General features: G+C 71.3%; 7 protein-coding genes and 1 tRNA gene. 6 read left to right on the top strand and 2 right to left on the bottom strand.

Annotated features, from left to right (window positions below; translation table 11 throughout):
• The first annotated feature begins 40 nt into the window (after positions 1–40).
• The 4 genes from IEY89_RS21090 to IEY89_RS21075 all read left to right on the top strand — a co-directional run bounded on the left by IEY89_RS21090 (position 41) and on the right by IEY89_RS21075 (position 7,922).
• A complete protein-coding gene (locus IEY89_RS21090) occupies positions 41–2,488 on the top strand; it encodes a GcvT family protein (RefSeq protein ID WP_189149001.1) in 2,448 nt (815 codons plus the stop codon).
• 180 nt (positions 2,489–2,668) lie between these two features.
• Positions 2,669–3,901: a sarcosine oxidase subunit beta family protein gene (locus tag IEY89_RS21085; protein ID WP_189149000.1), complete on the top strand. Its 1,233-nt coding sequence runs from the start codon at positions 2,669–2,671 to the stop codon at positions 3,899–3,901.
• A gap of 24 nt (positions 3,902–3,925) precedes the next feature.
• The gene (locus IEY89_RS21080) at positions 3,926–7,264 is read left to right on the top strand and encodes a sarcosine oxidase subunit delta family protein (RefSeq protein ID WP_189148999.1); all 3,339 of its coding nucleotides are present in this window, start codon (positions 3,926–3,928) and stop codon (positions 7,262–7,264) included.
• On the top strand, positions 7,257–7,922 hold the full coding sequence (locus IEY89_RS21075) for a sarcosine oxidase subunit gamma (RefSeq protein ID WP_189148998.1): 666 nt from the start codon (positions 7,257–7,259) through the stop codon (positions 7,920–7,922). Before IEY89_RS21080 ends, IEY89_RS21075 begins: the two co-directional genes overlap by 8 nt.
• A gap of 191 nt (positions 7,923–8,113) precedes the next feature.
• Here IEY89_RS21075 and IEY89_RS21070 read toward each other — a convergent pair whose 3' ends face one another.
• Positions 8,114–9,493 (bottom strand): helix-turn-helix domain-containing protein, encoded by a 1,380-nt coding sequence (locus IEY89_RS21070; RefSeq protein ID WP_229695337.1) that lies wholly within the window; start codon positions 9,491–9,493, stop codon positions 8,114–8,116.
• 237 nt (positions 9,494–9,730) lie between these two features.
• Here IEY89_RS21070 and IEY89_RS21065 point away from each other — a divergent pair, with 237 nt between their 5' ends.
• Positions 9,731–10,501 carry a DUF4232 domain-containing protein gene (locus tag IEY89_RS21065; RefSeq protein ID WP_189148996.1) on the top strand — a complete coding sequence of 257 codons (771 nt, stop codon included), beginning with the start codon at positions 9,731–9,733 and terminating at the stop codon, positions 10,499–10,501.
• Positions 10,502–10,877: 376 nt separating this feature from the next.
• Here IEY89_RS21065 and IEY89_RS21060 read toward each other — a convergent pair.
• Positions 10,878–10,950, bottom strand: a tRNA-Arg gene (locus IEY89_RS21060).
• A 323-nt stretch (positions 10,951–11,273) separates the two neighbouring features.
• Between IEY89_RS21060 and IEY89_RS21055 the strand changes: the two genes are divergently transcribed.
• Positions 11,274–12,893: a dynamin family protein gene (locus IEY89_RS21055; protein WP_189148995.1), complete on the top strand. Its 1,620-nt coding sequence runs from the start codon at positions 11,274–11,276 to the stop codon at positions 12,891–12,893.
• Positions 12,894–12,898 lie beyond the last annotated feature (5 nt).

The following is a 12,898-nucleotide window of genomic DNA, read 5'->3' as shown; positions in this document are numbered from 1 at the left end:
CGCTGAGGGCCTGGACTGGTTTTCAACCGGAGGTGCGGCGATGGCGGGACCCCGAGTGGTCATCATCGGAGCGGGCGTCGTCGGCGCGGCACTCGCGGACGAGATCTCCGCGCGAGGCTGGACCGAAGTGACCGTGGTCGACCAGGGCCCGCTGCCCGCCACCGGGGGATCGTCGTCGCACGCCCCGGGCCTGGTCTTCCAGACGAACTCGTCCAGGACGATGACCGAGCTGGCCCGCTACACCGTCGAGAAGTTCTGTTCCCTGGACGTCGACGGCAAGCCCTGCTTCCTCCAGGTCGGCGGCCTCGAAGTGGCGACCACCCCCGAGCGCCTCACCGAACTGCACCGCCGCCACGGCTGGATCACCGCCTGGGGCATCGAGTCCCGCCTGCTGACCGCCGACGAGTGCGCGCAGCAGCACCCGCTGCTGAACCGCGACCGGGTCCTGGGCGGCCTCCTGGTCCCCACGGACGGTCTGGCGAAAGCGGTCCTCGCCGTGGAAGCCCAGATCCGCCGGGCCACCGGGCGAGGCGTGACCTTCCTGCCCCGCCACGAGGTACTGGACGTCCAGCAGGCCGACGGCCGCGTCACGGGCGTCCTCACCTCCGAGGGCGAGATCCCGGCCGACATCGTCGTGTGCTGCGCCGGCATCTGGGGCCCGAAGATCGCCCGTATGGCCGGCCTCAGCCTCCCCCTCACCCCCCTGGCCCACCAACTGGCCTGGACCGGCCCGGTCCCCGCCCTCGCGGGCCAGACGGAGGAGGCGGTCCGCCCGATCCTGCGCCACCAGGACGCCGACCTCTACTACCGCGACCGCTTCGACGCCATCGGTATCGGCTACTACGGCCACCGCCCGATGCCGATCTCGGCCGACGACATCCTCTCCGTCGACGAGGCCGACGCGGCCGGGGCGATGCCCTCGGTCCTGAAGTTCACCGAGGACGACTTCGCGGACGCCTGGACGGAGACGCAGTCGCTGCTCCCCTCCACGAAGGACGCGAAGATCGAGGAGGGCATCAACGGCCTGTTCTCCTTCACCACCGACAACTTCCCACTCCTCGGGGAGTCCCCGGACGTCAAGGGCTTCTGGGTCGCCGAGGCGGTGTGGGTCACCCACTCGGCGGGCGTGGGAAGGGCGATGGCCGAGTTGCTGGTCGACGGTTTCTGCTCCTCCTTCGACCTGCACGAGTGCGACCTCAACCGCTTCGAGCCGCACCAGCTGTCCCCGGAGTACGTCCTGGCCCGCGACTGCCAGAACTTCGTGGAGGTGTACGACATCCTCCACCCCCTCCAGCCGTCCGGGCACCCGCGCCCGATCCGCACCAGCCCCTTCCACACCCGTCAGCGGGAACTGGGCGCCTTCTTCCTGGAGGCGAACGGCTGGGAACGCCCGCAGTGGTACGACGCCAACGCCCCTTTGGTGGAAGGCCGTTCGGTGCCCACCCCGAACGACTGGGCGGCGCGGTACTGGTCGCCGATCGTCGGCGCGGAGGCCCAGGCGACCCGCGAGACGGTCGCGATGTACGACATGACGGCCCTGAAGCGCCTGGAGGTGACGGGCCCGGGTGCCGCCGCCTTCCTCGAATCCCTCACGACCAGCAAGGTCGCCAAGTCGGTCGGCTCGGTGACGTACACCCTGCTCCTGGACCACGACGGCGGCATCCGCAGCGACATCACCGTGGCCCGCCTCGGCCGCGACCTCTTCCAGGTGGGCGCCAACGGCAACCTGGACCTCGACTGGTTCACCCGCCACCTCCCTGCCGACGGGACGGTCCAGGTCCGGGACATCACCCCGGGCACGTGTTGCGTCGGCCTGTGGGGCCCGCTGGCCCGCAAGGTCCTCCAGCCCCTGACGGACGAGGACTTCTCGAACGACGGCCTGAAGTACTTCCGCGCCAAGCGCGCCTACATCGGCAGCGTTCCGGTGACGGCGATGCGCCTGTCGTACGTCGGCGAACTCGGCTGGGAGCTGTACACCACCGCCGACCAGGGCCAGAAACTCTGGGACACCCTGTGGCAGGCGGCGCAGCCGCTGGGCGGGATCGCGGCGGGCCGCGGCGCCTTCAACAGCCTCCGCCTGGAGAAGGGTTACCGCTCCTTCGGCACCGACATGACGTACGAGCACGACCCGTACGAGGCCGGCGTCGGCTTCGCGGTGAAGCTCGACAAGGGCGACTTCGTCGGCAGGGCGGCACTGGAACGCCGTAGGACGGACGTACGCCGGAAGCTCACCTGCCTGACGATCGAGGACCCCCGGTCGGTCGTCATGGGCAAGGAACCGGTGTACCAGGGCGACCGGTCCGTCGGCTACGTCACCAGCGCCGCCTACGGCTACACGATCGGCAAGGGCATCGCCTACGCCTGGCTCCCGGCCGAACTGGCCACCCCCGGAACGACGTTGCACATCGGCTACTTCGACCAGCGCGTAGCGGCGGTGGTCGCCGAGGAGCCTTTGTTCGACCCGACGATGTCCCGCCTCCGTGGGTAGGCGCTCCGCTGGGAGGGCGGCGCCGGACTGTCGGTTCGCTGCGGCGCCGTTGTGGCTGGTCGCTCCCCCACTCTCGGCTTCGCTCGAGCGGGGGGACCCCCATCGCGGCGGAGCCGCAGATCGACACAGCCCCGCGCCCCTTTGGGGTGCTCCACTCACCGTAGAAGACGGAGACGCGCGATGAGCCCCCGTACCCCCGGTGCCGAGCTGCCGGAGCATCCCGACTGGCTGTGGCGTACGCCCGAACCGAAGCGTTCGTACGACGTGATCGTCGTGGGCGGCGGTGGACACGGTCTCGCCACCGCCCACTACCTGGCGAAGAACCACGGCATCACCAACGTCGCCGTGCTGGAGAAGGGGTGGCTGGCGGGCGGCAACATGGCCCGCAACACCACGATCATCCGCTCCAACTACCTGTGGGACGAGAGCGCGGGCATCTACGAGCACGCCCTGAAGCTGTGGGAGGGACTGGAGGAGGAGCTGGACTACCCGATCCTCTTCTCCCAGCGCGGAGTGCTGAACCTGGCCCACAGCCTCCAGGACGTCCGCGACAGCGTGCGCCGGGTGGAGGCGAACCGCCTGAACGGCGTGGACGCGGAGTGGCTGGACGCCGAGCAGGTCAGGGAAGTCTGCCCGATCGTCAACATCTCGCCGGACGTGCGGTATCCGGTGCTGGGCGGCACCTACCAGCCGCGCGCGGGCATCGCGAAGCACGACCACGTGGCATGGGGTCTGGCCCGCTCGGCGGACGCGGCGGGCATCGACATCATCCAGAACTGCGAGGTGACCGGCCTGGACGTGGTCGCCGGCAGGGTGGTCGGGGTGCAGACGACCCTGGGCCCGATCGCGGCGGGCAAGGTGGCCCTGTGCTCGGCGGGCCACACCTCGGTCCTGGCCGCGATGGCGGGCATCGAACTCCCGTTGCAGAGCCACCCGTTGCAGGCGCTGGTCTCCGAACTGCTCGAACCCGTGCATCCGACGGTGGTGATGTCCAACGCGGTGCACGTGTACGTCAGCCAGGCGCACAAGGGCGAGTTGGTGATGGGCGCGGGCATCGACTCGTACAACTCGTACACGCAGCGCGGCGCGTTCCACATCATCGAGGAACAGATGGCGGCGGCCCTGGAACTCTTCCCGGTCTTCGCGCGGGCCCATGTGCTGCGCACGTGGGGAGGCATCGTGGACGTGAGCCCCGACGCCTCACCCATCGTCGGCCTCACCCCGGTGGACAACCTGTACCTGAACTGCGGCTGGGGGACCGGCGGTTTCAAGGCCACCCCGGGCGTCGGCTGGGTCTACGCCCACACGATCGCCCACGACACCCCCCACGCCCTCAACGCCCCCTTCTCGCTCGACCGTTTCACCACCGGCGCGCTCGTCGACGAGCACGGCGCGGCCGCGGTGGCCCACTAGGGACCCTCAAGGGAGCCGAACGACATGCTGCTCATCCCCTGCCCGTGGTGCGGGCCCCGCGACGAGGCCGAGTTCCACTACGGCGGCCAGGCACATGTGCCGTACCCGCAGAACCCGTCGGCCCTCACCGACGAGGAGTGGGCCCGGTACCTGTTCTTCCGCGACAACCCCAAGGGCCCCTTCGCCGAGCGCTGGAACCACGGGGCGGGCTGCCGTCGCTGGTTCAACGCGGTACGGGACACGGGGACGAACGAGATCCTGGCGGTGTACCGGGCGGGCGAGGAGCCCCCGGCGATCGAGGAGACGAGGCGAGCGGCAACTCCGAATCCGGTCTCGGCTGTTACTTCCCCTCGGGTCACTCCTTCGGCAACTGGTGAGCCCCGGACGGCATCTTCAGCCCCTCCGGCGCTTGAGGACGAGGCCCCTTCAGGGCCGACCGGGGGCCTGGGGGCGGAGCCCCCAGAACATTCGGGAAGGGGTGGGGCGGGGGAGGAATCCCAGCCGTTCAGACACCCCACTCGAGGCCGGGTCAACCGCGACGCCCCCCTGGCGTTCACCTTCGACGGCACCGAATACCAGGGCTACGAGGGCGACACCCTCGCCTCGGCCCTCCTCGCCAACGGCATCATCCACACAGGCACCAGCATCAGACTCGGCCGCCCCCGAGGCATCTTCTCCGCCGGCCCCGAGGAACCCAACGCCGTCATCCAGATCGAGGCCCCGTTCCCCGAACCGATGCTCCCCGCCACCACCGTGGAGCTGTACGACGGCCTCGCGGCGACCGGCCTCCCCGGGCAGGGCCGCCTGGCCACCACCCCCGACCCCGCCCGCTACGACGCCGTTCACGCCCACTGCGACCTGCTGATCGTCGGCGCGGGCCCCGCAGGCCTCGCAGCCGCCGCCGCAGCCGCCCGCACCGGCGCCCGGGTCATCCTCGCCGACGACCGCCCGGAGCCGGGCGGCAGCCTCCTGGGCACGGCCGAACACCTCGACTGGGTGGAAGCGACCTCCGCACACCTGGACGCGGCCCCCGACGTACGGGTCCTGCCCCGCACCACGGTCTTCGGCTACTACGACGACAACCACCTCCTCGCCGTCGAACGCCGCACCAACCACCTGGGCGCAGCCGCCCCCGAGAACGTCTCCCGCGAACGCGTCTGGCGTATCCGGGCCCGCCGCGTCGTCCTCGCCACCGGCGCCCACGAACGCTCCCTGGCCTTCGCGGACAACGACCGCCCCGGAGTGATGCTGGCCGCCTCGGCGCGTACGTACGTCAACCGCCACGGCGTCCTGCCCGGCCGCAGGGCGGTCGTGTTCACCACGAACGACAGCGCGTACGCGGCGGCACTGGACCTCACCGCGGCGGGTGTGGACGTCACGGCGATCGTCGACACCCGCCCCTACCCGGGGGAGTGGGCGGAGCGCGCGAGGGCGGCCGGTATCGAGGTGCTGGCCGGACACGCCGTCGTCGGCACGGAGGGCACCGTGGAGGGCACCTCGGAAGGCGACCCGCGCCTGACAGCCGTTACGGTCGCCCTGTACGAAGGAGAGCCCACAGAGGCCGGACGAACCGCGGGCCAGCGGGAGTTCGCCGCCGACCTCCTCCTCGTCTCCGGCGGCTGGAACCCGGTGGCGCAGCTGTTCAGCCAGGCGGGCGGCAAGCTCCGCTACGACGACGCGCTCGGCGCGTTCGTCCCCGACACCTGCCGGCAGGCCGTCGAGGTCGCGGGCAGCGCGGCCGGTGCCATGGACCTGCCGTCGGTTCTCGCGCAGGGCGTGGGCGCGGCCTCCCGCGCACTCGCGGCGGAGGGCTACGCACCCGAGGCGCCCCGCCTCCCCGTCCCCGACCCGGCCGCCCGACCGCACACGCCGCCCATGCACGTGTACGCCATCCCCGACGCCTCCGACACCCGCTCCTTCGTCGACCTCCAGCGTGACGTCAGCGTGGACGACCTGGCCCGAGCCACCGGCGCCGGCATGCGCTCGGTCGAGCACACCAAGCGCTACACGACGGCGGGCACCGCCAACGACCAGGGCAAGACGTCCGGCCTCCTGGCCGGCGGCATCGTCGCCGCCCTCCTCGGCGTCGACATCTCGGCGCTCGGTACGACCACGTTCCGCCCGCCGTACACCCCCGTCTCCTTCGCCACCCTCGCGGGCCGCGACCGGGGCGCGCTGCACGACCCCATCCGGACGACCGCCCTGCACGCCTGGCATGTCGAGCAGGGCGCGCTGTTCGAGAACGTCGGCCAGTGGAAGCGCCCCTGGTACTACCCGCTGCCCGGCGAGGACATGGAGACGGCCGTCCTGCGCGAGTGCGCCGCCGCCCGCGACAGCGTGGCCTTCATGGACGCCTCCACCCTCGGCAAGATCGACGTACAGGGCCCGGACGCGGGCGTCTTCCTCGACCTGCTCTACACCAACATGATGAGCACCCTGAAGGTCGGTATGATCCGCTACGGCGTGATGTGCCGCCCCGACGGCATGGTCTTCGACGACGGAACCGTCATCCGCCTCGCCCCGGACCGCTTCCTGGTCACCACGACGACGGGCAACGCCGCCGCCGTACTGGACTGGATGGAGGAGTGGTCCCAGACCGAGTGGCCGGACCTGCGCGTCCACTGCACCTCCGTCACCGAACAATGGGCCACGGTGGCTCTCGTCGGCCCGCGCTCCCGGGACGTACTGGGCTCCCTCGCCCCCCAACTGGCCGTGGCCAACGCGGACTTCCCCTTCATGGCCTGGCGCGAGACGCCCGTCGCGGGCATCGACGCGCGGGTGTGCCGGATCAGCTTCTCCGGCGAACTGGCCTACGAGATCAACGTGTCACCGTGGGAGGCCCGCGCCCTCTGGGAGGCGCTGTACGAGGCCGGCGCCCCGTACGGCATCACGCCCTACGGCACGGAGACCATGCACGTCCTGCGCGCCGAGAAGGGCTACCCGATCATCGGCCAGGACACCGACGGCACCGTCACCCCGCAGGACCTCGGCATGAGCTGGGTGGTGTCCAAGAAGAAGCCCGACTTCATCGGCAAGCGGTCGTACGCCCGCGCCGACGCCGTCCGCCCCGACCGCAAGCACCTGGTCGGTCTGCTCCCGGACGACCCCGGCACCTTCCTCCCCGAGGGCACCCAACTGGTCGCCGACAGCGTGCTGCCCGCGCCGCCGGTCCCGATGCTCGGCCATGTCACCTCAAGCTACCGCAGCGCCGCCCTGGGCCGGACCTTCGCGCTCGCCCTGATCAAGGGCGGCCGGGAACGCGTCGGCGAACGGCTGTACGCACCCGTGGGCGACCGTCTGGTCCCGGTGACCGTCGCGAGCCCCGTCCTCTACGACCCCGAGGGAGCCCGCCGAGATGGCTGACACCACCACCCTGAGCGCCGCCCGGCCGCACGGCGCCCCGACCTCCTTGCCCTCCCCGTCCCCCGTGTCCGCCCTGTCGCCGGTGTCTCCGCTGGCGCACGAGGCCGGCCGCCTGGCCGCTGCCACCCGCACCTCCGGGGGCGCGATCCGGCTGGCCGAACTCCCCTTCCTGACCCAGCTCGACGTACGCCTCGACTCCAAGGGAGCGGCGGCGGACGCCATCGGCCTCGCGCTGGACCTCCCCCTGCCTCTCGCCCCCAACACCGTCGTACGCGCGGGGAGGTCGGTCGCCCTGTGGCTGGGCCCGGACGAGTGGCTGCTCGTGGGCCCGCCCGGCAGCGAACGGGACCTGGAGAGCCGTATCAGAGAGGCCGCCGGAGACGAGCCGGTCTCCGTCACCGACGTCTCCGCCCAGCGCACCACGCTCCTCGTCACCGGCCCCCGCGCCCGCGACCTGCTGGCCCACGGCTGCGCCCTGGACCTGCATCCGCGCGCCTTCGGCCCCGGCCGCTGCGCCCAGACGACCCTGGGCCGCACCCAGGTCGTCCTGGTCGCCCGGGACGAGCCCAGGGCCGGCTTCTGGGTACTGGTCCGCTCCTCCTTCGCCGGCTATCTGACGGACTGGCTGCTCGACGCGGCGACGGAGTACATGGGCTGAGGAGCCCGACACGGACGTCACCGACCGGACAGCCGCCCGCGACGTCAACCGGTAGCGGACAACTGTCCGCTACCGGCCCACGTGCCTGGAGACTCCCTCGCCGGGAAGCAGCTCATCCTCGGTGCGACCGGTCCCACGGGCCGCCATGTCCTCCGCCCCCACTGTTCAATTCGCCAGGAATGCAGGAATGCTCAGCCGAGAATGTCGGGCTCGTACGGGTCCCGTCCCCACTCGGAGGAACCGAGGGGATAGTTGTACGCGGGCCGTCCCACGTTCCCGCTGGTCCGGAACGGGTTGCCCTTGTCGTCGACGCGTACGACACCCTGCTCGTCTCCGCTGGACCAGGTCAGCTCCAGATACCAACTCACGTTGTGGGCCCGGGCGTCGGCGAAGACATAGAAAACCTCGGGATCGGACTCGCTCACCTTGTACGGGAAGTCCCGCTGCCCCGCCCTGGGCGAGACCGAGGGCCGCCCGGCATCGAGATCCACCCCGAACGACGTCGTCTCCACGCCGCCACCGCACCCGACCCCCATCTCGTAGTCGTTCCAGGCGAGCGGCGCGCTCTTCTCCACCACCCGCACATGCAGCGCCTCCAGGACGACCGTCGCCTTCCCGGTGCCCTGCACGGTGAGGGCGAGCATCTGCCGCCCGCCGGTGATCCCGCCGAGCGCGCTGACCCACCCACGGGCGTCCGGCTCGGTCGGCGGCGGTGGCACCTGCCCGGGCTCCTGGTCGATCAGGAAGTGGGGACCGCACGGGTCCTCCCACTTGTACGGGTTGACCGCCACGTTGGGCGCACCCGCCCCGTCCGCGGAACCGTCGCCAGGCGCCGCCCCGACCCCACCGGTCCGGGAGGCGGAGACGATCGGGGAGGCGGACGGCGAGGGTGAGGGGGAGGCCGTGGGACGGCCATCGCGCGAGGCGGACGGTGTGGCCGATCCGCCCTTCGCACCGGCCGGCGCGGAGGCGACCGGGCTCCGGCCGAGCGCCCCGGAGCCCGCGACCCCCACGGACCGCTCACCACTCCGGTCGTCATCCCCCTTGCCGGGTACGAGACTCACCACGAGCGCGGCGGCGGCGACAGCGCCGACCACAGCGGCCCCGGCGAGGACGACGGTACGCCGACGCCGAGCCGAGGAAGCCCCCACCGCCCCGGTCACCACCCCGGCTTCGTCGGCGGCGGGCGGGACGGGCGTGGCGGGCGTGGCGGGCGTGGCGGTCGTGGCTGGCAGGACGGGCGGGACGGCCGTGTCAGCCTCGGCAGCCACAACTACAGCAGCAGCGGCCTCCTCCACCACCACCGGAGGCCCGCCCGCCTTCTGCTGCTGCCCTCGCATGGCGTCCGCGAGAATCCACCGGCGATGAAGCTCCACCAGTTCCTCGGGCGTCGCCCTGCACACGCGGGCGAACCGTTCCAGGGGTGCGTAATCCGTAGGTACGGCGTCCCCGTTGACGTACCGGTGAAGCGTGGACGCACTCATGTGCAGCCGCTTCCCGAGCACTCCGTAACTGAGCCCGGACCGCTCCTTCAACCGGCCCAGCAGCTCCGGGAACTCATCCCCCGTCACCGTTCCTCCCTCTCTCCGCGTCCCGGACCGCCGTTCCAGGCGACGGTCGTTCCCCCAGGTCAGGGGGGTGTGAGCGTTCCAGCGTTCCAGATGTCCCGGCGTGTGTGGCGGCTGGGACGGATCACGGAACAAGCTCTGGCCATCCAAGCACGCCGCTTCCGGCACCCGGTCAAGTGGCCTGCGGGACAGAGCCGTATCGCCTCGACTCCATCGCATCAATCGCCTCAGGGGAATCACATGTCCGCACGTACCGCCCGCACCCGCCTGCTCGCCGCCGCCGCACTCACCGCGGTCACTCTGACTCTGACGGCGTGCAGCAGCGCGGAGGGCACTCAGGACGAGGGAGCCGCGACGGTGTCCTTGTCCGCCGCGTCCGACTCCTCGCCCACGACGACCGGTGGAACTTCGACGGAGGCCGGACAGGCCGGCGCCAAGGACTCGACGGGCGGTACCGGAAGCACGGGCGGCACCGGCTCAAGCGGGACGACGGGCTCCACAGTCTTCACGGGCTCCACAGGCTCGACGGGCTCGAACGACTCCCAGCCCGCCTCCGGATCAGACTCCGGCTCCGCCTCCGACTCCGGCTCCCAGTCCGCCTTCGCCCCCTGCACGCCCGCCTCCACCAGGACGACCGCCACGAAGGTCACCCGCCCCTTGAACCATCTCCTGCTCACCGTCACCAACACCGGCTCGAAGGACTGTGTCCTCGTCGACTACCCGGCCCTGCGGTTCGGTGCGGCGCAGTCCGTCCCGCCGGCCGTCGAGGAATCCAAGCCGCAGGCCGTGGTCACACTGGCCCCCGGTGAGTCGGGCTACGCGAGCGTCCTCCTCTTCGCGGCGGACGGCAGCGGCTTCGCCGGCTACACGGCCAAGACCCTGGACGTCTACTTCAACGTCAAGAGCCCGAGCGCCGCCCGCCCCTCGCTCCCCGCGAAGGGCGTGTACGTCGACAGCTCGATCAGCGTCTCGTACTGGCAGTCGGACATGGGCGACGCCCTGGCCTGGTGACACCGCGCCTCATGGACACCCGGCCACCGCGGTGACGCTGGGCGCCGACACCTCGTCGTGCCTGATCCGGCCGGACGGGTCCAAGGAGTCGGGGCTGCTGAGCCGCGGTCTCGGAGTGGAATGGCTCTTCGCGAGCCGAGGAACGCTGGACGGCTGTCCAGACGACTCCGGCCCCTGCCCTGCGAACAACGCCCCTCCACAGTGGCTGGCTGGGTCCCTGCTTGATCAGCCAACGGCCACCCGCGAAATCCCGGTGACAGCCGGACAGCCCCGGAACCTGCCCCTTGATCGTCGGGGGAGTGTCCGGGGCTGTGGCGTACGAGTGAAACCTGTTCTGACCAGCAAAAAGGCCCTCCCGAAGGAGAGCTGAGACTTGCGCCCCCGGCAGGACTCGAACCTGCGGCCAAGCGCTTAGAAGGCGCCTGCTCTATCCACTGAGCTACGGGGGCCGGGTGTGGTGGCCTCGGTCAGGGTGGGCCCGGGTGTGGGCTGGTCCCTGATGTTGCCGGGGACAAGGATAGGGCTCTCGGGTCCTTGTCCTGGTTGCTTCGCCTCCGTGGCTCAATGTGGAGGTTCAGTGAAGCGGTCCTGATAATCGCAGGCAGGTACGAATCGTGCACCGCTTTTGCCTTCTCGCGCATCGGGTGTTGTGCACTCGTTATGCCTGGACTGTGCCTACGTCCCAGTCATCCCTTCCGTCCCTTGTGTTCCGTCGGCGCGCAGGCGTGCCCATATGCTTCAGAATTCCCCCAAAATTGGGCATTCTTCACATGTGGTGACCTTGGACGTACGGCCTCAGCTGCTCGACGCACTCTCCGCCCTGCGCGACCGTGTCGCCGCCGCACGCTTCCCGCTGCCCCTGCCTGGGGCTCCACGCGCGCGTGCCAACCGCGACGAACTGCTCGCGCAACTCGACGACTACTTGGTGCCCCGCCTGAGGGAACCTGAAGCGCCCTTGCTCGCCGTTGTGGGCGGGTCCACCGGGGCCGGCAAGTCGACCCTCGTCAACTCCCTTGTGGGACGCCGGGTCAGCGAGGCCGGCGTACTGCGGCCCACGACCCGGACTCCGGTACTGGTCTGCCATCCCGAGGACCATCACTGGTTCAGCGGGATGCGCGTACTGCCCGACCTCACGCGCGTGTGGGTGCCCCACCAGGAGCCGGGGCAGGACCCCGGCGACGATCTGCTGCTCCCCGGTGAGGACGGGGCGCGGGTCCTGCGCATCGAGACCGCCGAGAGTCTGCCGCGCGGACTCGCCCTTCTCGACGCCCCCGACGTCGACTCCCTCGTCGCCGACAACCGTGTCCTCGCGGCCGAACTGATCTGCGCCGCCGACATCTGGATCATGGTCACCACGGCGGCACGGTACGCCGACGCCGTCCCCTGGCATCTCCTGCGCACCGCCAAGGACTATCAGGTCTCCCTCGTCACCGTCCTCGACCGGGTGCCCCACCAGGTGGTGTCCGAGGTGTCCCGGCGGTACGGCGCCCTCCTCACCAAGGCCGGACTCGGCGACGTACCGCGCTTCACCGTGCCCGAACTGCCCGAGTCCGCCTGGGGCGGTGGGCTTCTTCCGGCCACCGCGGTGGCCCCGCTGCGCGCCTGGCTCACCCAGCAGGCGCAAGACCCGGCCAGCCGCCAACGGGCCATGGCCCGTACGGCGTACGGCGTCCTCGACTCCCTCAAGTCCCGCATGCCCGAGCTGGCCGGCGCCGCGGCCGCGCAGTACTCGGCCGCCCTACGGCTCACCGCGGCCGTCGACGGGGCCTACGACAGCGAGCACGCGCGCGTACGGGGGCGGTTGCAGGCCGGTGCCGTCCTCGCCGGGGACGCGCTGAAGCGGTGGCGTGCCTTCCCGCTCGACTGCTCCGCGAGCGAACTCCTCGACGCCCTCGTGGAGAGCCTCTGCGCCCTCCTGCTCTGCTCCGTCACCGCCGCCGACGAACGCGTCGACGACGCCTGGCGCCGCGAACCCGCCGCGGACGCCCCGGAACTGACGGGCCGCGACCCGTCCCAGGAGAGCGTCGAGCACCGCATCGGGGTGGCCGTACGGCGGTGGCGGCGCGAGCTGGAGGAGTACGCCGAGGAGGAGCTGCGGAACCTCGACCGGAGCGCCGCCACGGACGTCGAGGCGGTCGCCGCGCTCGTCGCCACCGCGCTGCTGGGCGGCAGGCGTGCCCGGTCCGCGGGCGAGGGGCTCGCCGAACGCATCAGCGCCCATGGCGCCCTGCGACTGCGTGACCGCGGCGGGCGGCTGCTCGCCGATCACCTGGACCGGGTCATGCACACCGAACGCGAGCGCCGCCTAGCCCCGCTCGACGCCCTCGACGTCCATCCGGAGCCCCAGGCCGAACTCATCGCCGCGCTGTCCGTACTGCAGAAGGAGAGGTGACCGCG

Source organism: Streptomyces lacrimifluminis, assembly GCF_014646095.1.
GTDB lineage: Bacteria > Actinomycetota > Actinomycetes > Streptomycetales > Streptomycetaceae > Streptomyces > Streptomyces lacrimifluminis.
This window is presented reverse-complemented; position numbering and strand designations above follow the sequence as displayed.